Genomic DNA, 18,838 nt, shown 5'->3' on the forward strand with positions numbered 1-18,838 from the left:
GGCTTATTCCCCCGAACCCGACGATGAACCCTCTTCGGTCGGCTTCGGCGCCGAGGCGAGCGCCTGCAGCAGTGCCGGATCCGACAGAAGCTTGCCGATCAATTCCTCCGCCCCGCTCTTGCCATCCATATAGGTGACGAGATTGGAGAGCTGCGTGCGCGCCTGCAGAAGCTGGTTGAGTGCCCCCACCTTGCGGGCGATGGCGCCGGGCGTGAAATCTTCCATGCTCTCGAACGTGATGTCGACCTGGAGATTGCCGTCGCCGGTCAGCGTGTTGGGAACGGCGAAGGCAGCGCGCGGCTTCATCGCCTTCAGCCGGTCGTCGAAATTATCGACGTCGATCTCGACTGCCTTGCGATCGGCGACACCCGGCAGCGCCTCGGTGGGATTGCCCGACAGATCGGCGAACACGCCCATCACGAACGGCAGCTGCACCTTCTTCTGCGAGCCGTACAGCTCGACATCATATTCGATCTGAACGCGCGGCGCCCGGTTCCGGGCGATAAATTTTTGACTGCTTGCCTTGGCCATAGTCGCCTCTTTTCCTGGGGTTGCCTCGGAGCGGGGCGGTGCCGGGCGGAAAACCGCGCCACGTCCGTCCTCTTTCTTGCCTGGTCTGTCGTTCTTCTCAAGAAGTCGCCGCCTATTCCTCCGCCGACGGCCCGTTGTAGATCTGGGCCATCGTCACAGCGTCGGGAATAAGGTTTTGCAGTATGTCCATGAAGCTGAGCGGCACCAGACGCTTGGCGCGCTGGAGCAGGATCGGCACCGGACTGGACGGCTCGAACCGGGCATAATATTCGCACAAGCGGTCGAGCGTCTTCAAGACGTCGTCCCGATTGCTGAGCTGCCCCGGAACGCCGCCGCCCGCAGCGCCGCGCGCCGGCGCGCCCTCGCCGCCTTCCGCCGTTTCTTCCTCGCCCTCGGCGCCACCCGCCTCCTCGGCTCCGACACCCCGCGCCGACAGCCTGGCCTGGAGCACGCGGTAAATCTCTTTCAGCACGCCACCCAGGGCCGACAGATCCGGCGCGTTGCTGGAGCCGACCTTGTCGGTGATGACCTCCTCGATGCCGCGGACGTCCTCGATCGCCGAGCGCACGCTCTCGGCCGTCTCCTGCAGGGTTTCGACCGCCACATCGAGAAATGCCGCATTGACGGCGGCCGGATCGCTCTTGCCTTCCTCGGTCACATCGCGCAGGCCGAACCGGCCGAAGGTGCGCGACGCCACCAGCGGCGCCTCGCGCACCGGGCGCAAGAAGCTGGAACCATCGCACAGGCCGGCAATGATGTTCACCCGCGCCACCGGATCGAGATCGTCGTCGGGGTCCAACTGCGGATGCAGCCCGTCCCAGTACTGGTCGAGCACCTTACGCACCAGCGACAGTCCGGCTGCGAGCCCGTTCATGCTCTCGAGACGCAGCGATGCCCGGAGCAGTTGATCATAGATCCGTAAGTCTTTGGTCCGTTCGAGCAGTTCCAGCGCCAGACGGCGCACTTCGACCCAGTCCGGCTCCTCGCCGGGAATGACCGTGGTACCGAACTGCTGCTCGTCCTTGCCTTTGGAGGCCTGCTCCAGGGCGTTGAATACCGGGTCGTACTCCAGGTTTTCGCCGCATGGGGCGCCCGGATTGATCTCGATCAAGAGCTTGTCGACGTCGAAAATCGCCACGTCCGAACCGTTCGCGAGAGGAATCTGAAAGGTACTACGGTAGCTTAACTAACGCTTTTACCAGTAGCGGTCCAGCCGTCCGCCACATCCTTGTCATCAAGCGTTTTCAATGTTTTGAAGCTATCGTGCACACCCCGGCTCTGTCAATGCGAACAACTCCCGCACGACACACGGCATGGGCGACTGTGGAAAAGTTCCGTGAAAAAATTGCAATAATCTTCATGCCGGCCATGTGGTTATTTAGCCCACGGCATTTGGGCCAGGACGATGTGCCCCGGGACCGGCTGGCTCGCCTCGGTCCGGACGATGGCTGGATCGAATGCGACCAAGCGAAATCCCGCTGCCGCGACGCAGGCACGAACGTAGGTTTGCGCATGCTGATACCGCCCCGAGGGACCCAGCACATAAGAAGTCTTCGGATCGTCGCCGGCATCTTCGAGCGTGAAAGCGAAGTGCCCGCCGGGACGGAGAGCGGCGGCAGCCGTCTCGAACTCGGTCGCCAGATCGCCGAAATAGATGAACGTGTCGGCCGCGACGATCAGATCGAACGCGCCCGGGCGCCCGGCCAGGAAATCGACCAGGTCCGCCTCGACGAGTTCGTCGTAAAGTCCGCGCCGCCGCGCCCGGTCGAGCATCTCGGCCGACAGGTCGACACCCGTCAGCGTTCGGGCGAACGGCCGGACGAACGGGGCGCACAGGCCGGTGCCGCAACCGAGGTCGGCGACGGCGAGCGTCGGTCCGTCGAGCGCCGCATGGGCACGCAGCAGCCCGTCGACCAGTTGCGGCCCACAATATTCCAGCCGTTCCAGCTGGCGATCGAACGATTTGGCGAAGGTGTTGAAGGTCTCGACGATGTAGGGCACAGAGGCGCGCGACGGCACGTCGTTGCCGGACAAGGCGGCCACCATGTGCCGCGCGGTCGGATGGTCCGGTTCGCGCGCGAACCAGGCCTCGAAGGTCGATCGCGCGTCGTCGAGCGCGCCGATCGCGAAGCACAACATGCCCAGGGTGTAATGGACCAGAGGCAGATCCGGATCGAGCGATCCGGCCGTGCGCAATGCCGTCAGCGCTTCCTCGACCCGGCCGGTCTTTTCGAGCGCGATGCCGTAATGCAGCTGGGCCGATGCGTGCTTAGGATCGATCTTGACCGCCGTGTCCAGCAGGGCGAGCGCTTCGGGAAAGCGGTCGACCACCAGCAGGGCGACGGCCAGTCGGTCGAGCAGACCCGCATCGCGCGGCCGCAGATCGAGCGCCGCCGTGTAATAGCCCAGCGCCTCCTCGTCCCGATCGAGCACGACCAAAAGATTTCCTAACGCCTCCAAGGCATCGACGTCGTCGCCGCGCAGTGCCAGCAGTCGCTGATAGGTCTCGACGGCCGCGAGATTCTGCCCCAGCTCGATTTCGAGCTTGCCGAGATTGCCAAGCGCATCGACGTAATTGGGCCGGTGCGCCAGCGCATCGCGATAGGCGGCCGCCGCCTCCGGCTTGCGCCCGGCACGGCGCAGGGCGGTTCCAAGGTTGTTGTAGGCATCGGCATAGTCCGGACGCGCCGCCAGCGCCGCCCGATAGGCCTCGATCGCCGCATCGATCCGCCCCAGCTGCTGCAGCGCGATGCCCCGATGATTGTGCGCCTCCGCGAAGTCCGGCCGCAGTTCGATCGCCCGATCGTAGGCCGCCAGCGCTTCCTCGCCGCGTTGGGCGCCGCGCAGGGCGGCGCCGAGAGCCGCATGAAAGGACGGGTTTTCCGGCGCTGCCGCGACGGCGGCCTCGAGCCGGACGACCGCCTCGTCGAACTTCCCCTGAGTATGACGGAGCACCCCCAGGAGATGCAGGGTGATCGCGTGCGACGGCGCCAGCTCCAGGACCTGCTCGTAGAGCGCCGCCGCCTCGGGCAGCAGCGTGGCCTTGTGGAACGCCGTCGCCTGGGCCAGCCACTCGCGCACCTTCGCGGCTGCGGTCCCGGTATTGGTCATCTCGTTCGCCACAACCCGTGTGTCGCTCACTGATGGACATCCCTTTTCGAGAGCGAGAGGAGTACGACCGCCGCAGGGTTCGATACCAACCTACCGCGGGTCGCGCGGCGCCAATGTCTCAAGGAATTCATGGCCGCGCAATCGAACCATTCGAACCTAACGAAAAACTATGTTGGTATGATGTCGACGGCGGCGGACGCTTGTGAACCTCGTCTCACCGGAAGCGTTCGAAGTTGGCGATAGTGAAGTGGGCCGGTTGAAACGGCCCCGCATCAGCACCTTTGGCTCGATGAAGGCCGCGATTGTCGTCCGGCCGTTTGCCTTCTCCTCTGTTTCCGTGCCCACCATCGGCCTCTTCGAACGGCCGTGCGGGATCCATCATGAATACGGGTGTTGCGATGACTGCTCAGAACAAAAGAATTGGAGCCGCCCGTCGCGGCGTCGCTCTCGTGGCGGCGCTGGCCGTGCTGAATGGCTGCGCCGCCGGGGGCGGCCTCAATACGCAGAGTTCCCGCATCGGTTCGGACGACGGCTCGGATTCATGCCGGCCGCAGCTGGTGGCGCTCGATTCGACCGGCGACTTCTATGGCGAGAGCATTCTGAAGGGCGCCGTGATCGGCGGCCTGCTGGGGGCCGCGACCGGCGCGCTCATCTCCAAGGACGCAAAGGGGGCGGCGATCGGTGCCGCCGCGGGCGTGGCCGCCGGCGCTGCCGCCGGCTATTGGTCGGCGCTTCGCCAGCAGCAGCAGGACCAGGCCGGCATGTTCACCCAGGTCCAGGGCGACCTGACCCGCGAGAATGCGCAGATCGACAAGACCCAGCTCGCGTTCGACCAGTTGATGGACTGCCGTTTCCGGCAGGCGCGCATGATCAACGACAGCTATACCGCCCATCAGATCGACCGCACGACCGCGGTGGCCCAGATGGCGGTCGTCCGCCAGCATGCGCAACGCGATCTGGCGCTCGCCAAACAGATCGACACCCAGATCGCCCAGCGCGGCCAGCAGTTCGACGTCGCGGCCGACAATCTGGCGCCGAGCAGCACGCCGGCCTTCGTGTCGGCGGAAGCCGTGCCGGCCAAGCCCGCCACGGTCCGTCGCGCCGGCACGTTGAAGCTGCGCCCCGATCCGGCCGCCCCCGACATCGGCCAGGTCGCCGCCAAGGAGCCGGTCAAGGTTACGGTGAAGCGCGGCGACTATGCGCTGGTCGAGACCGGCGCCGGCGTGCGCGGCTATACGCCCGTCTCCGACCTGCAGCAGGGCAACGGCTCCCGTTCGGTTCCGGTCAGCGTGCCGAGCGCGCCGGCCGTCTCCAACGGCTCCGACGTGCGGACGCTCGACGGCAGCAACGCCGCCCGGCGCGACGCTTTCTCGCAGAGCGTGGCCGTCTCGCAGACCGCCGTCGCCAGCGGCTTCGAGGTCGCCGGTTGATCCGCAGCACCCTCCTCGGCGTCCTGGCGTTGTTCTGGGCGCTCGCTCCGGCGGGCGCCCAGGAACCGCCGCAGACGCCGTTCCTGCGCATCGAAGCCGGCGGCCATACCGGCGCCGTGCCACGCCTGGCGGTCGATGCATCGGGACACCTGATGGCCAGCGCCGGCTACGACAAGACGATCCGGCTCTGGTCCCTGCCCGACGGCCGCGAGAAATCGGTGCTGCGGCCGCCGATCGGTGCCAAGGAGGAAGGCGAGATCTATGCGGTGGCCCTGACGCCGGACGGCCACCGCGTCTTCGCCGGCGGCGCCACGGGCGGCGCCTGGAGCAGTACGTTCTGCATCTACATCTTCGACGCGGACAAGGGCGTGCTGGTCAGCCTGCTGCCGGGGCTGCCGGCCCCCGTCAGCGACCTCGCCGTTTCACCCGACGGCAGCCGCTTCGCCGCCGCCCTGATGCAGGGCGGCATCCGCGTCTGGGATGCCGCGAGCGGCAAAGCCCTGTTCGATGATCGCATGATCGACGGACCGGTGCGCGCCATCCTGTTCGATCGCCAGAACCGGCTGTTCGCCACATCGTCGGACGGCAAGGTCAGGGCCTATGGTGCCGACGGCAAGAAATCGGCCGAGCTCCAGCCGGAACCGGGCCTGCGCCCCTGGGGCCTGGCCCTGTCGCCCGACGGCGGGCTGCTGGGCGTCGCCTACGAGAACGCGGACAAGCAGGGCCACTTGCATGTCGACGTGCTGAACGCCCAAAGCCTGAAGCCGGTCTTCGCGCCCGACACGACCGGCCTGCAGGGTGCGGGACTGCTGGCGCTCGCCTGGGTCGCCGACGATCGCGGCAGCGTCCAGCTGATGGCCGGCGGCTATGCCAGGACGAGCGCCGGCAACGTGTTGCGCCGCTGGGGCGATTTCGGCCTGGGTCCGGCCAGCGACCTGCCGGCCGCACACGACACGATCCTGCATATCCTGGCCGTGCCCGGCGGGGGCGCGGTCTATTCGACCGAAGATCCCGGCTGGGGCCGGATCGGCGCCGACGGCAAGGTCGCGCTGAAGCCCGACCCGCCGCTCGCCGATCTGCGGCCGGCGCGCAGCGGCCGCTTCGCCGTTTCGACCAACGGCGAGACCGTCGAATTCTCCACCGGCAAGGGCATCCTCCGCTTCGATGCCGCAACCCGGCAACTGACGGCGATCACCAACACCGATGCCAACCTGGCGGCCACTCGTCCCACCGCCCCCGGGCTGGCGCCGAGCGGTTGGCAGGATTCCAACGCCCCGCGGCTGGGCTCGGCCGCGGTGGCGCTCGATAAGGCGGAATTCGCGCGCAGCCTGACCATCCTGCCCGGTGACGAGCGGGTGCTGATCGGCACCGACACCCACCTGCGCCTGGTCGCCCGCGACGGCAAGCCGATCGCCTCCGTCGCGGTGCCTGCCGCCGCCTGGGCGGTGACGACCAGTTCGGACGGACATCTCGCCATCGCAGCACTACTCGACGGCACCATCCGCTGGTACGGGCTGACCGCCGACGCGCCGCTCAGCGAACGCGCGGCCCTGTTCACCCATGGCGACGGTGCGCGCTGGACCCTGTTCACGCCCGAAGGCCTGTTCGACCATGCCGATCGCGGCGGTGCCGAGCTGATCGGCGTCCATCTCAACCGGGCGCACAACCAGCAGCCCGAATGGGTCAGCTTTTCCCAGGCCTATCGCACGCTCTACGCGCCGGCCGCCGTGCGGGCCCGCCTGTCGGGCGATGCGGAACCATCGAGGGCGCGGCTTGCGGAGTTGGGCGATATCCGCGCCCGCCTCGCCCGCCAGCCGACGGTCGAGGTCGCAAGCGCCTGCGTTCCGGTCGCCGACGGCAGTTGCGCGCCCGTCCCGTTCGGCCCGCAGCGCCAGGCGGTGCTGCCGGCCGGCGCCGACAAGCTGCGGCTGCATCTGAAGCTGGGCGACCGCGGCCTGGGCGTCGGCGCGATCGACGCCTTCGTCAACGAGCGCAACGCCGGCCGCTTCCCGGCGCCGACGCTTGCCGACAAGGCCGGCACCGCCGACATCGACGTGCCGATCGACCCCGGCCATGACAACATCCAGATCCGCGCCTATGACGGCGGCAACAGCATCTTCGCCGAAACGCCCACGATAGACTTCGCCGGCGCCGAGGAAGCATCGGGCGACCAGCGCGGCACGCTCTATGTCCTGGCAATCGGCATCGATCATTATGCGCTGCCCAATCTGGCGCTGCATTTCGCCGTGGCCGACGCCAAAACCTTTGCCGACAGCATCAAGCAATCGGCGGCGCCACTCTACAAGTCGGTCGACGTCACCTTGCTGACCGACAAGGACGCGACCAAGGCCGGCATCCTCGCCGCCTTCGAGCGCTTGGGACATAAGGTGCGCAGCCGGGACACGTTCCTGTTCTATGTGGCGAGCCACGGCGTGGCGAGCGACGACGACCATCGCTTCCTGCTGGTGCCGCAGGACGTGTCGGACATCTCGTCGATGAAGGCGCTGGCCGCAGGGGCGATCGACGAATCCACGTTGATTACCGCCCTGTCGCGCATCCAGGCCCATGACGCGCTGCTGCTGCTCGACACCTGTCATTCCGGCACCGTGACGGCCGATAATCTGGCGAACGTCGGCCATGAGAGCGGGCGCTATATCCTGGCCGCATCGAGTTCGGTGCAGGAAGCGCTCGACAGCTACGACAACCGCAACGGCGTGTTCGTCTATGCGCTGAAGGAAGCGCTGTCGGGCCGGGCCGGCCAGGATGGCGACGGCGACATCGGCGCGCTGGCGCTCGGCGAATATGTCTCGAAGCGGGTCGGGCAACTGGCCCGCGAGCGCGGCCACGCCCAGGACGCCGAGTTCAAGGCGGCGCAGAGTGAGCTCAGGTCCTTCCCGATCGGCAAGGTCCTGCACTGAAGACGCTGACGGAGACGATGCATGAACAAGCGAAGCATGATGTTCGGCGTGGCCATCGCGCTGGCCTTGGCCGCCCCGGCGCGGGCCGCTGACGTCCCGGTCGATACCGGCCTGTGGGAAATGCAGATGACCATGTCGATGGGCGGCATCCAGATCCCCGCCGAAACCCTCGAGAAGCTGAAGAAGATGGGCGTCAGCCCACCCGGCCAGCCAACCACGACGACGAGTCAGTCCTGCGTCACCCAGCAGACCCTGGACAAGTTCGGCGCGATGCCGAACCAGAACGGCAGATGCCATCAGGAAAACCTGCAGCGCACCGACCGGAGCATGTCGTTCGATATGGTCTGCGACAGCCCGCAGAACAACGCCAAGGGCCACGTTACCGTGCAGTTCGACGACCGGACCCATGTGCATGGCACGGTCAAGATGGCCGGGACCCATACGGACGGCAGCGGCAAGACCATGCCCTTCTCGGTCGACGCGACCCAGTCAGGCCATTGGCTATCGCGCGAGTGCGGCGCGGTTCAGCCGATGCAATGAGACGGCAGCCGTCGATTTCGTTCACCGGCTCGGCGATGACGCGCTAAAATACTTCGGCGCCGAATGTTTTGGCGAGCGAGGAGCCATGAGCGAAGCCATATCATCCCGCGAGGCGGGCAAGGGTGTCGACTACCCCTTGGCCTTCAGCATCGGGGCGGCGATCCGGACGACCCAGCGGCAGTTCGCTCAGGAACTGCAGGACCGGTTGGCGCCCTACGATATCCCGATCGGCATGTGGTACTTCTTCCGCGCGCTGTGGGAGGAGGACGGACTGACCCAGCGCCAGCTGAGCCAGCGCGTCGGCGCCATGGAACAGACCACGGTCGAGCAGCTGCGCAACATGGAGCGGCGCGGCTATGTCGAGCGGCGGCGCTCGCTCGACGATCGGCGCAAGGTCCATGTCCACCTGACCGAAAGCGGTTCGGCGCTGAAAAGCCAACTGCTGCCCTTCGCGATCGAGGTCAACCAGACGGCGCTCGACGGCCTGAGCGACGGCGAGATCGGCTTCCTGCGCCTGGTGCTCGACCGCATCCGCGGCAATCTCGAAAAGCAGCAGGCCCGCCGGCGCGACTCCATCCGGCGCGGGCCTGCGACATCGGCGACCGGCGCCCCCGCTTGACAAAGGCGTAGGCGGAAAAGATGCTTCGGGTTCGAAGCATTATTCCGCAATCGCGAGCCTGAACGGCAGACGCAAGGCATCATCCATGAATGAAGTTCCCCTGACCCTCGCGATCAGCCGCTACGATCACGTCGAGGACCTGACCGCCGGCCGCATCGTGCCCGACGGCATAAGGCTCACCAGCCTCAGCCTGCCGATCGAGGAGATCTTCTTCCGGTTCCTGAAGCATCGCGAATGGGACGTGTCGGAGCTGTCCTTCGCGAAATATGCCTCGCTGATCTCCCAGGGCGACACGTCGTTCACGGCGATCCCGGTGTTCCCCTCGCGCATCTTCCGCCATTCCTCGGTCTATGTCCGGCGCGACGGCCCGGTGCGCACGCCCGGGGATCTGGCCGGCAAGCGCATCGGCCTGCCGGAATGGGCGCAGACCGCTGCCGTCTATTCGCGCGGCTTCATGGTCGATCAATATGGCATCGACCTCACGGGCATCGACTGGGTCCAGGCCGGCGTCAACGAGCCGGGCCGCGGCGAGAAGGTGGCGCTCAACCTGCCGGCCGGCATCCGCTTGACCCCGGCCCCGACCAAGAGCCTGAGCGGCATGCTGGTCGACGGCGAGGTCGACGCGATCCTGTCGGCCCATGCGCCGGACTGCTTCGAGCATAACCATCCGAACATCGTCCGGCTGTTCCCGGACTATATGGCGGTCGAGGCGGACTACTATCGCGCGACCGGCATCTTCCCGATCATGCATGTGGTGGCGATCAAGCGCTCCGCCGTCGAGGCCAATCCCTGGATCGCCATGAGCCTGCTGAAGGCGTTCGAGGAAGCGAAGCGCCGCAGCGTCGCCCGCGCGCTCGAGGTGACGGCGCCGCGCTTTCCGATCCCCTGGTGCTTCGAGCATGCGCGCCGCGCCCAGGAACTGTTCGGCGAGGATCATTGGCCCTATGGCGTCGACGGCAACAAGACGACGCTCGACGCGTTTCTCCGTTACGCCTACGAACAGGGCGTGTGCCATCGCCTGCTGACGCCGGAAGACCTGTTCCCGCAAAGCGTACTGTCGCGCGTCCGCATCTGAGGAGCTTCGCCATGAGCCAAGCCGACGAGAAGTTGGCCGTCGTCATCGACGACCTTGTGGTCGTCATCGACGACCTTGTGGCAGCCAACCATATCCTGTTCCAACAGGGCGTGGTCGACGGCTTCGGCCATGTCAGCGCGCGCCATCCGGGCCGGTCCGACCGGTTCCTGCTGGCGCGCAACATGGCGCCGGCGCAGGTGCGCACCGCCGACATCCTGGAATTCGAATTGGACGGCACGCCGGTCGATCCGTCCGGCCCACGTCCCTACCTGGAACGCTTCATCCATGGCGAGATCTATCGGGCACGCGCCGACGTGATGGGCGTGGTGCACAGCCACTCGCCGGCGGTCGTGCCGTTCGGCGTCGTGCCGAGCGCGCCGCTCAGGCCGATTTGCCATATGAGCGGCTTCCTGGGCGAGGCGGCACCGGTGTTCGAGATCCGCGACACGGCAGGGCCGGCGACCGACATGCTGATCCGCACCCCGGCGCTGGGCGTGGCGCTGGCCGACCGGCTGGGCCCGGGCGCGGTCGTCCTGATGCGCGGCCATGGCTCGACCGTCGTCGGAACGACCGTGCGCCAGGCGGTGTTCCGGGCGGTCTATACCGAGGTCAATGCCAAGCTGCAGGCAGAAGCGCTGCGCCTCGGCCCGCCGATCTTCCTGACCGGCGAGGAGGCTGCCGCGGCAGCCGCGACCAACGACGGCCAGATCGACCGCGCCTGGAACCTGTGGCTCGAAGCGGTCAACGACCCTTCGGCCTGATGCCTACTTCACCCCACCGTCGGTCATCCGGTACCAGGCGATGAAGGCCGAGACATAGGCCCGGTTGAGCCCGTGGAACGGGATCGGCCGGATCGGCAGGATCGGCAGCGGCAGGTCCGTCGCCTGGCCCGAAGTCAGATAGCGCGCCAGCGCCCGGCCCATGGTCGTCTGCAGCCCGATGCCCCGGCCCATGCAGCCGATATCGACCAGCAGGCCGGGCGCCGGTTCGTGGAGATGCGGCATGAAATCCCGCGTGACCGCGACCCGGCCGCACCAGCGATAGGCGATCGGCGTGTCCTTGATCTGCGGGAACAGCTTGCCCAGCACCCGTTCCAGATGCGCCCAATCGTCCGGCCCGGTCGGCTCGCGGAACGGCCCGCGGCCGCCCATCAACAGGCGGCCTTGGTGATCGAAGCGGAAATACAGCAGCAGCTTGCGGGTATCCGACGACACATGCCCCTCGGGCAGGATGGTCTTGCGCAGATTGTCGGTCAGTGGTTCGGTCGCGACCTGGAAGGAATTGACCGCGATGACCGTGCGGCGCAGGCCCGGGACCAGATCGCCGGTATAGCCGTTGGTCGCGAGCAGCACGCGGCCGGCATCGACCGCGACGCCGCGGTCGGTCTCGACATGCCAGCGGGTGCCGCGCGGCTCCAGCCTGGTCACCTTGGTCTCGCCGTGGATCCTCGCACCAGCGGCCTGAGCCGCCCGCACCAGGCCGCGCGCGAAGGCCAGCGGCTGGATGGCGCCGCCGCGCTTGTCGACCCAGCCGCCCAGGTAGGAGTCGGTGCCCAGCTTGCGCGCGACCGCGTTCCGGTCCAGCAACTCGGTTTCCGCGCCCCAGGCCGCCCATTGCTCCGCCCGGCGTGCGACTTCGCTCAGGCCCGTTTCGGTATGGGCGCCCTGGATCCAGCCGGCCCGGACGTGCGGCACGTCCATGCTATGCCGGTCGATCAGGTCGAACACCGTATCGGCGGTTCGCCCGGCGAAATCGACCAGGGCCCGTCCCCGCTCGTCGCCGACTTTCGCCTTGAGGTCGGCCGGATCGTACTTGAGGCCCGGAATGACCTGGCCGCCGTTGCGGCCAGACGCACCCCAGCCCGGCTCGCGCGCCTCCAGCAACACCGTATCGGTGCCCTGCTCCGCCAGGTGCAGCGCGGCGCTGAGGCCGCAATAGCCGCCGCCGATGACGCAGACGTCGGCGCGGGTTGGTTCGCCCAGCGGCGGTGTCGCCGCGGACGGCGGCGCGGTCGCGGCCCAGAGCGACGGCGACAGGGGAAAGGGTTCGGCCATCCTTAGGATCCTTCGCTGCGGTCTGGTCATTCCGTGGTTCGACCTGTGTTCGTCTTTCCCGTCATCCTGCGGAAGCGGGAATGACGGTGTCATTCTTCAAATCGGGTTCAGCACCCGCCGCAGGAAATCCTGGGTGCGCGGATGTTGCGGGTCGCCCAGCACGGCACGCGCCGGGCCCTGTTCGACGATGACGCCGCCGTCGAGGAACAGCACGCGGTCGGCCACCTCGCGGGCGAATGCCATTTCGTGGGTGACGACAACCATGGTCATGCCCTGTTCGGCGAGCGCGCGCATGACGCCCAGTACCTCGCCCACCAGTTCCGGGTCGAGTGCCGAAGTCGGCTCGTCGAACAGGATGGCCTTGGGCCGCATCGCGAGCGCGCGGGCGATCGCGACGCGCTGCTGCTGGCCGCCGGACAGCCGGCCGGGCTTGGCCTCCTCGCGGCCGGCGAGACCGACCTGGGCCAGCAATGCCCGACCGCGCACCATCGCCTCGGCCCGGGGCTCGCCTTTGACGAAGATCGGGCCTTCGACGACATTCTCCAGGGCCGAGCGGTGGGGAAACAGGTTGAAGCGCTGGAACACCATGGAGACCTGGGTCCGGATCGCGCGGATCGACGGGGCCGCCGCATCGACCATGACGCCCTCGACCTTGATCGTGCCGGCCTCGTAGCGCTCGAGCCCGTTGATGCAGCGCAGCAGGGTCGACTTGCCGGAACCGGACGGCCCGATCACGCAGACGACCTCGCCGCGCTCGACCTTGGCCGAAACGCCGCGGATGACCTCATGATCGCCGAAGCGCTTGTGGACGTCGTCGAGTTCGATCATCGCCGCGCCGCCCGTCGTTCGAGATGGCCGACCAGGATGATCAGCGGCACGCTCATGCACAGGTAGAGCAAGGCCACGAGCGTGAAGACCGTCGTGTTCTTGAAGGTCGAGGACGCGATCAACTTGCCCTGCAATGCCAGCTCCGCGACCGTGATGGTCGAGGCCTGGGAGGAATCCTTCAGCATCATCACCATGATGTTGCCGTAGGACGGCAGCACGATCTTGACCGCCTGGGGCAGCACGACCCGGCGCATGACCAGCCACCAGCCCATGCCGATCGCATGGGCTGCCTCGATCTGCCCTGGGTCGATGGCCTCTATGCCGGCCCGGAAATTCTCGGCCTGGTAGGCCGAATAGGCGATGCCCAGCCCGATGATGCCGGCCTGGAGCGCCGACAGCGAGATGCCCAGGTCCGGCAGCACGAAGTAGATGTAGAACAGCTGCACGATGATGGGGATGCCGCGGATCACGTTGACGATCAGCCGGCTCGCCATCGCCAGCGGCCACAGGCCCGAGACGCGCAGGAACGCCCAGATCAGGCCGAGGATGGTCGACAGCACGAGCGAGCCGAGGCTGACCAGGATGGTCAGCCACAGGCCCTGCAGCAGGATCGGCAGGAACTCCGCCGAGTCGGTAAGGAAACGCGTCATGTCCGCAGCCGCTTCGGCTCAGCGGCCGATCACTCCAGACCCCATTTCGCCAGGATCTTCTTGACCGTCCCGTCGGCCTGCAGCTTGGCCAGCGAGGCGTTGAGCTTCGCCAGCAGCGGATCGCCCTTGCGCAGTCCGATCGCGACTGAGCCCATGATGCTGGGCTTATAGCTCTTGACCAGCCGGGATTCAGGGAAACCGCCCTGCGAGAGGTTGTAGGCCGCGATCGGATAGTCGGCGAAGCCGGCGCCGATCCGCCCGGCGTTCACGTCGCGCAGGATGTCGGGGATCGTGTCGTAGATCTTCACTTCGGGGAACAGGCCGCTCTTTTGCAGCGGCTCGACGAAGGCGGTGCCGACCTGGGCGCCGACCGTCTTGCCCTTGAGGTCCGCCAGCGTGACGTAATCCTTGGTGTCCGCCTTGGGCACGACCAAGCCTTCGCCGTAGCTGTAGACCGTGTCGGTGAAGTCGATCACCTCGCGCCGGGCCGGGGTCGCGAACATGGCGGCGGCGATCAGGTCGATCTTGTTGGTGGTCAGCGCCGGGATCAGCGTCGAAAACTGCAGCGGCTGGATCTCGACCACAAAGCCGGCATCCTTGCCGACCGCGGTGATCAGGTCGACCATGATCCCCTGGATGGTATTGGTCTTGGTATCGAGGAAGGTGAACGGCACGCCCGTCGGCGTCGAGCCGATCTTGAGCACCGGGTCGGCGGCCATCGCCGGCCCGATTGCCGGCGCCCAGAGGGCGCAAAACAAAGCTGCGGCTGCGAAGATTCCAGTCCTCACCATTTCTCGACTCCCGTTGTTGGCCTGCCTGTAACAGCGCGGGACGACCTCTAACGGGTCATCGCTCGACGCGTCTATTTTCATTATGGTGAAATCATGCTGGCCGAATTATGCTGATCCGGCAAGAGATTTCATGAGGATGAAATTTTACGATGAAGGAGAGCGAGCCGATCACGGGCCTGCCGGAGGATTCGCTGGATTCGACTGGTGCCGCGCCGCAGCCCCTGCCGCTCGATTCTTCGGTTGGCCTGCGCCTGCGTGCGCTGCGCAAGGCCCGCGACCTGTCTCTGCAGCAGATGTCGGAGCGGCTGGGCGTTTCGATCGGCCACTTGAGCCAGGTCGAGCGCGGTCTGTCGACCGCATCGCTCAAGCTGCTGGCCGGAGCCGCCGACGTGCTGGGGGTCGGCCTTGCCGGACTGTTCCCGGACAGCGCCGCCGCGAGCGAGCCCGAGACCGGCACCGTCGTGGTCCGGCAGGCCCAGCGCGGCCAGCTGGGACTTTGGCAGGCCGGCATCACCAAGGAGCTGCTGACCGCACCGCGCGGCGCCAGCCGGCTCAACCTGTTCATGGTCCGCATCGAACCGGGCGGCACGACCGGCGACGAGGACTATGTCCATGGCGGCGAGGAGGCTGGCTTCGTGCTGGAAGGCACGCTCGAACTGCGTGTCGAGGGACGCACCTGGCAATTGGAATCCGGCGACAGTTTCCGCTTCGCGAGCGACCGGCCCCACCGGTTCGGCAATGCCGGCGGGACCGCGACGTTGGTGCTGTGGGTGAACGTCACGCCCTGACGGGATCGGCGCCCGGGCAGACCGCCGCGCTTACCGGTGGATCCGCCGGTCGATCAGGCCGAGCGCGCCGCTCGCCAGCAAGGCGAAGCCGGTCAGCAGCACGGCCACGGCCATGATGGTCGCGACGTCGCTCAGGTTCATCGCGTTCATGATGACGAAGCCCAGCCCGCGTTGCGAGGCGAACATCTCGCCGATCAGCACGCCGACCAGGCTCAGCGAAAAGCCGAGCCGCAGGCCGGAGAAGATCTCGGGCAGGACCGCCGGCAACAGCAATGTGGTGAGCGATTGCAGTGGCGACAGGCGCATCACCCGTGCCGTCCGCAACAGCACCGGCTTCAGGTTCAACAGCGCGTTCATCGTAACGATCGTCACCGGGATCAGCCCGTGCATCGCGCCGAACGCCACCTTCGCCGGCAGGCCCAGCCCGAAGATCAGCAGGACCAGCGGATAGAGCGTGACCTTGGGCAGCGAATAGGCCGCGACCAGGATCGGTTCGCTGACCGTCGCGGCCAGCCGGTTGATGCCGAGCAGCGCCCCCAGCGCCACGCCGCCGAACACCGAGATCAGCAGCGCGAACAGGAAGGCCCGGCCCGTCTCGGCGATGTCGCTCCAGAACTTTGGGGTGTGCAGCATCTGGCCGAGCTTCGCCAATGTCGCCGCCGGCGAGGTAATGGCGATGTCGCCCGCCACCCAATGCAGCGCCTGCCAGATCACCACGAGCGCCAACATCAGGAGCAGGAAGTCGGCAGGCTTGCGCAGCTTGCCGGTCATCGCCGCGACCGCTCCTGGAACCGGCGGTCGATGCTGTGCAGCACCATGTTGACCGTGGTGACCGCGACCACGACCAGCAGCATCAGGCCGTACATCGCGCGATTGTTGAAGTTGTTGTAGGCGTAGGAGATCGAATAGCCGATGCCGGCGCCGGACAGGATGAATTCGGAGGCGATGACGCCGATGAAGGCATAGGCGACCGACAGCTTGATGCCGGTGAACAGGTGCGGGATCGTCGCCGGCAATTCGATCAGCAGGGCGGTCGAGACCCGGTTCATCCGGTACATCTTTGCCGTCTTGCGCAGGATCGGCGGAATACGGTCGAGGCCGGTGAGCGTGCTCGTCACCATCGACACCACGGCCAGCAGGAACGCGATGGCGATGATCGCCCGGTTGCCGACGCCGAAGAACACGATGAACAGCGGATAGAACATGAAGGTCGGGATCGCGTAGTAGCTGGCCAGCAGCGGCTCCAACGCGCCGCGCAGGCGCGGCAGCGGATGGATGGCGAGTCCGGCGACGAAGCCCACGACGACCGAGAGTACCGCCGCGGCCAGGACGTTGCCGAAGGTCGACAGGATGTCGGTGGTGAGGTCGCCCTCCGCGAGGATCTGCCACAGGCTCTCAACCATCGCCGAGGGCGGGATGATGACCGTCGGTCCGATCAGCCCCGTGCGGCACGCCAGTTCCAGCAGGCCGACCATGATCGCGATCACGGCGAAGCGCAGCGTTCCTACCGAGCTCATGGTCGCCCTCCGTTCATGCGCGGCTTCCCGACGGGTCAATGTGAGGACGACGGGACTTGGTTGCCCATGATCTTCAGCGATTCCTCACGCAACTGCGTCCACAGGCGTGCCGTCATGGCGCCGAATCGCGGATCGGAGACCACCCGGCTGTCGCGCTCGGCCGGCCAGCCGGTTTCGACGATATCGATGAACAGGCCCGGGCGCGCGGACATGACGCCGGTCCGGTCCGACAGCATGATCGCCTCGTCGAGCGCATGGGTGATCAGCAGCACGGTCGCCTTGGTCTCGCGCCACAGCCGCAGCAGCTCGTCGCCCATCAGCAGGCGGGTCTGCTGGTCGAGCGCGCCGAACGGCTCGTCGAGCAGGATCAGTCGCGGCCGCATGACCAGGGTGCGCGCGATCGACACGCGCTGGCGCATGCCGCCCGACAATTGCGCCGGATAGGCCTTGGCGAAATCGCGCAGGCCCATGAAGCCGATCGCATGGGCGACGCGCCGGGCGATCTCGGCAGCATCGACGCCGGCCCGCCGCAGCCCGAAGGCGATATTGTCCTGCACCGTCAACCAGGCGAAGGATGCGTCTTCCTGGAACACCACGCCGATGCCGTCGGGCACGCCCGTTATCGGCCTGCCCTCGAATTCCGCCGTGCCCGCGGTCGGCGGCACCAGACCGGACAGCACGTCGAGCAAGGTCGACTTGCCGCAGCCGGAAGGCCCGACGACCGAGAAGAATTCGCCGCGGCGCAGGTCGAGATCGACCGGTCCCAGGGCATGGAGCCCCGCGGCACCGCCCCGTCCGCCGTAGACGCGGGTGATGCCTCTCAGACGGGCGTGGATTTCCGTCGCCCCTGCCGCCGGCTCCGTCGCGCTCGTGACGGGGGCCGGCTCCATCATTGCTTGCCCTGCAGATCCGCCGGCAGGAACGTCCGGTCGATCAGCGTCGGCCAGTCGACCGTGCCTTTGACCTCGTCGATCAGGCGCAACGCATCGACCATGCGGTCGAGCTCGGTCTGATTGAACTCGCCGTCGCTCCACATCTTCGGACCGATCATGTTGTCGACCGCCTCCTTCGCGACGGCGGCATCGAGCCCGTAGCTCTTCTGCAGGATGACCGCGGCCTCGTCCGGATGCGCGTAGATGAAATCGACGCCGGCGCGGCGGCCGGCGATGATCGCGCGCAGCTTGTCCGGGTTCGCCTTGGCATAAGCGCGGGTCGTGATGCCGACGGACGTGGTCATGGGCGGCAGAATGTCGCGCGCCGCCACCACCGTGCGGTACTGCGCCTTCTTGATGATCGACAGCGGTTCGATCAGCACCGCCGCCGAAACCGCACCCTGCTCCAGCATGGTCAGGCCGGGGCCGTAGCCGCCGGAATAGACGCGCGAGATCTTGGAGGCATCGATGCCCTTCGCCCTGAGGTCGAGGAGATACAGCATCTCCGACACCGACTTGGGCGAGGTCACGGCGATCTTCTTGCCGACCAGATCTTCGAGCGAGTGGATCGGCGAGGCCGGCATGGTGACGATCGAGGATTCGGCGACGCTGCGCGTGCCGACATTGACGATCTCCAGGTCCAGGCCCTCGCGGGCGGCCGCCAGTGCCGCGGCGATCGCCACCTCGCCATAGGGCGTCGGACTGGCCAGGATGTTGCGCACCGTGGTGCCGCCGCCGCCCGAGCCCAGGATGCCGGTGATGGAGATGCCGGCCTTCTGGAACATCTCCTTGTCCATGGCGACGGCGAACGGCAGGCCGTAGAGGCTGTTGCCCCATTGGGTGACGGAGATTTCCTCAGACTTGGCCGGGTCGGAAGCGCAGAGCGTGCCGAAGATCGCCAGCGCGACCAAGCCTCGCCAATATCCACGGATCAATCCAGTCATTGTCGGCAATGCCCCCTCGAAGTGAACCTGACGCCCTGTATTCATTATGTTTTTATCGATCGGAACAAAACACCCCTTGGAGGTGCCCTGTATTGTGAAAGCCGGCGAGA

The 18,838-nt window shown here is 66.9% G+C and carries 18 protein-coding genes; 7 read left to right on the top strand and 11 right to left on the bottom strand.

What is annotated here, in order from left to right; translation table 11 throughout:
• Positions 1-3: 3 nt before the first annotated feature.
• The 3 genes from tssB to VGV37_RS21180 all read right to left on the bottom strand — a co-directional run bounded on the left by tssB (position 4) and on the right by VGV37_RS21180 (position 3,672).
• Positions 4-531: a type VI secretion system contractile sheath small subunit gene (tssB, locus tag VGV37_RS21170; RefSeq protein ID WP_326881749.1), complete on the bottom strand. Its 528-nt coding sequence runs from the start codon at positions 529-531 to the stop codon at positions 4-6.
• 112 nt (positions 532-643) lie between these two features.
• Complete coding sequence (tssA, locus tag VGV37_RS21175) at positions 644-1,669, bottom strand: type VI secretion system protein TssA (protein WP_326881750.1); 1,026 nt, start codon at positions 1,667-1,669, stop codon at positions 644-646.
• 236 nt (positions 1,670-1,905) lie between these two features.
• Positions 1,906-3,672: a tetratricopeptide repeat protein gene (locus tag VGV37_RS21180; RefSeq protein WP_326881751.1), complete on the bottom strand. Its 1,767-nt coding sequence runs from the start codon at positions 3,670-3,672 to the stop codon at positions 1,906-1,908.
• 350 nt (positions 3,673-4,022) lie between these two features.
• Here VGV37_RS21180 and VGV37_RS21185 point away from each other — a divergent pair, with 350 nt between their 5' ends.
• From VGV37_RS21185 to VGV37_RS21210, 6 genes are all read left to right on the top strand, one after another.
• Positions 4,023-5,072 carry an SH3 domain-containing protein gene (locus VGV37_RS21185; RefSeq protein ID WP_326881752.1) on the top strand — a complete coding sequence of 350 codons (1,050 nt, stop codon included), beginning with the start codon at positions 4,023-4,025 and terminating at the stop codon, positions 5,070-5,072.
• Positions 5,069-7,990, top strand: coding sequence for a caspase family protein (locus VGV37_RS21190; RefSeq protein ID WP_326881753.1), 2,922 nt, complete (start codon positions 5,069-5,071; stop codon positions 7,988-7,990). Before VGV37_RS21185 ends, VGV37_RS21190 begins: the two co-directional genes overlap by 4 nt.
• Before the next feature lie 21 nt (positions 7,991-8,011).
• The gene (locus VGV37_RS21195; RefSeq protein WP_326881754.1) at positions 8,012-8,530 is read left to right on the top strand and encodes a DUF3617 domain-containing protein; all 519 of its coding nucleotides are present in this window, start codon (positions 8,012-8,014) and stop codon (positions 8,528-8,530) included.
• Between the two features lie 85 nt (positions 8,531-8,615).
• Complete coding sequence (locus VGV37_RS21200; RefSeq protein ID WP_326881755.1) at positions 8,616-9,149, top strand: MarR family winged helix-turn-helix transcriptional regulator; 534 nt, start codon at positions 8,616-8,618, stop codon at positions 9,147-9,149.
• A gap of 85 nt (positions 9,150-9,234) precedes the next feature.
• The gene (locus VGV37_RS21205) at positions 9,235-10,224 is read left to right on the top strand and encodes an ABC transporter substrate-binding protein (protein WP_326881756.1); all 990 of its coding nucleotides are present in this window, start codon (positions 9,235-9,237) and stop codon (positions 10,222-10,224) included.
• An 11-nt stretch (positions 10,225-10,235) separates the two neighbouring features.
• Positions 10,236-10,985, top strand: coding sequence for a class II aldolase/adducin family protein (locus VGV37_RS21210; RefSeq protein WP_326881757.1), 750 nt, complete (start codon positions 10,236-10,238; stop codon positions 10,983-10,985).
• A 3-nt stretch (positions 10,986-10,988) separates the two neighbouring features.
• Here the strand turns inward: VGV37_RS21210 and VGV37_RS21215 are convergent, their stop codons facing one another.
• From VGV37_RS21215 to VGV37_RS21230, 4 genes are all read right to left on the bottom strand, one after another.
• Entirely contained in the window at positions 10,989-12,278 is a 1,290-nt protein-coding gene (locus VGV37_RS21215) for an FAD-binding oxidoreductase (RefSeq protein ID WP_326881758.1), read from the bottom strand.
• A gap of 96 nt (positions 12,279-12,374) precedes the next feature.
• Positions 12,375-13,106, bottom strand: a complete 732-nt coding sequence (locus VGV37_RS21220; RefSeq protein WP_326881759.1) for an amino acid ABC transporter ATP-binding protein — start codon at positions 13,104-13,106, stop codon at positions 12,375-12,377.
• Positions 13,103-13,756 carry an amino acid ABC transporter permease gene (locus VGV37_RS21225; protein WP_326881760.1) on the bottom strand — a complete coding sequence of 218 codons (654 nt, stop codon included), beginning with the start codon at positions 13,754-13,756 and terminating at the stop codon, positions 13,103-13,105. Before VGV37_RS21225 ends, VGV37_RS21220 begins: the two co-directional genes overlap by 4 nt.
• A gap of 29 nt (positions 13,757-13,785) precedes the next feature.
• Positions 13,786-14,475 (bottom strand): ABC transporter substrate-binding protein, encoded by a 690-nt coding sequence (locus VGV37_RS21230; protein ID WP_326881761.1) that lies wholly within the window; start codon positions 14,473-14,475, stop codon positions 13,786-13,788.
• Between the two features lie 221 nt (positions 14,476-14,696).
• On the opposite strand from VGV37_RS21230, the gene VGV37_RS21235 reads away from it, so the two are divergent.
• On the top strand, positions 14,697-15,335 hold the full coding sequence (locus tag VGV37_RS21235) for a cupin domain-containing protein (RefSeq protein WP_326881762.1): 639 nt from the start codon (positions 14,697-14,699) through the stop codon (positions 15,333-15,335).
• Between the two features lie 30 nt (positions 15,336-15,365).
• Here VGV37_RS21235 and VGV37_RS21240 read toward each other — a convergent pair whose 3' ends face one another.
• Genes VGV37_RS21240 through VGV37_RS21255 form a run of 4 tightly spaced genes read right to left on the bottom strand, consistent with a single transcriptional unit; the run spans position 15,366 to position 18,695 of the window.
• On the bottom strand, positions 15,366-16,106 hold the full coding sequence (locus VGV37_RS21240) for an ABC transporter permease (RefSeq protein WP_326881763.1): 741 nt from the start codon (positions 16,104-16,106) through the stop codon (positions 15,366-15,368).
• Entirely contained in the window at positions 16,103-16,852 is a 750-nt protein-coding gene (locus VGV37_RS21245) for an ABC transporter permease (RefSeq protein ID WP_326881764.1), read from the bottom strand. The genes VGV37_RS21240 and VGV37_RS21245 overlap by 4 nt, the downstream gene beginning before the upstream one ends.
• 35 nt (positions 16,853-16,887) lie before the next feature.
• The gene (locus VGV37_RS21250) at positions 16,888-17,745 is read right to left on the bottom strand and encodes an ABC transporter ATP-binding protein (RefSeq protein WP_326881765.1); all 858 of its coding nucleotides are present in this window, start codon (positions 17,743-17,745) and stop codon (positions 16,888-16,890) included.
• A complete protein-coding gene (locus VGV37_RS21255; RefSeq protein WP_326881766.1) occupies positions 17,742-18,695 on the bottom strand; it encodes an ABC transporter substrate-binding protein in 954 nt (317 codons plus the stop codon). The genes VGV37_RS21250 and VGV37_RS21255 overlap by 4 nt, the downstream gene beginning before the upstream one ends.
• Between the last annotated feature and the right edge of the window lie 143 nt (positions 18,696-18,838).

This window comes from Aliidongia sp., from assembly GCF_035943795.1.
Classification (GTDB): domain Bacteria; phylum Pseudomonadota; class Alphaproteobacteria; order ATCC43930; family CGMCC-115725; genus Aliidongia.

Coding starts and splice junctions, on each gene's coding strand:
- tssB (WP_326881749.1), bottom strand. CDS start 531: ATGGCCAAGGCAAGCAGTCAAAAATTTATCGCCCGGAACCGGGCGCCG.
- VGV37_RS21185 (WP_326881752.1), top strand. CDS start 4,023: ATGAATACGGGTGTTGCGATGACTGCTCAGAACAAAAGAATTGGAGCC.
- VGV37_RS21195 (WP_326881754.1), top strand. CDS start 8,012: ATGAACAAGCGAAGCATGATGTTCGGCGTGGCCATCGCGCTGGCCTTG.
- VGV37_RS21200 (WP_326881755.1), top strand. CDS start 8,616: ATGAGCGAAGCCATATCATCCCGCGAGGCGGGCAAGGGTGTCGACTAC.
- VGV37_RS21205 (WP_326881756.1), top strand. CDS start 9,235: ATGAATGAAGTTCCCCTGACCCTCGCGATCAGCCGCTACGATCACGTC.
- VGV37_RS21210 (WP_326881757.1), top strand. CDS start 10,236: ATGAGCCAAGCCGACGAGAAGTTGGCCGTCGTCATCGACGACCTTGTG.
- VGV37_RS21215 (WP_326881758.1), bottom strand. CDS start 12,278: ATGGCCGAACCCTTTCCCCTGTCGCCGTCGCTCTGGGCCGCGACCGCG.
- VGV37_RS21220 (WP_326881759.1), bottom strand. CDS start 13,106: ATGATCGAACTCGACGACGTCCACAAGCGCTTCGGCGATCATGAGGTC.
- VGV37_RS21225 (WP_326881760.1), bottom strand. CDS start 13,756: ATGACGCGTTTCCTTACCGACTCGGCGGAGTTCCTGCCGATCCTGCTG.
- VGV37_RS21230 (WP_326881761.1), bottom strand. CDS start 14,475: ATGGCCGCCGACCCGGTGCTCAAGATCGGCTCGACGCCGACGGGCGTG.
- VGV37_RS21235 (WP_326881762.1), top strand. CDS start 14,697: ATGAAGGAGAGCGAGCCGATCACGGGCCTGCCGGAGGATTCGCTGGAT.
- VGV37_RS21240 (WP_326881763.1), bottom strand. CDS start 16,106: ATGACCGGCAAGCTGCGCAAGCCTGCCGACTTCCTGCTCCTGATGTTG.
- VGV37_RS21245 (WP_326881764.1), bottom strand. CDS start 16,852: ATGAGCTCGGTAGGAACGCTGCGCTTCGCCGTGATCGCGATCATGGTC.
- VGV37_RS21250 (WP_326881765.1), bottom strand. CDS start 17,745: ATGATGGAGCCGGCCCCCGTCACGAGCGCGACGGAGCCGGCGGCAGGG.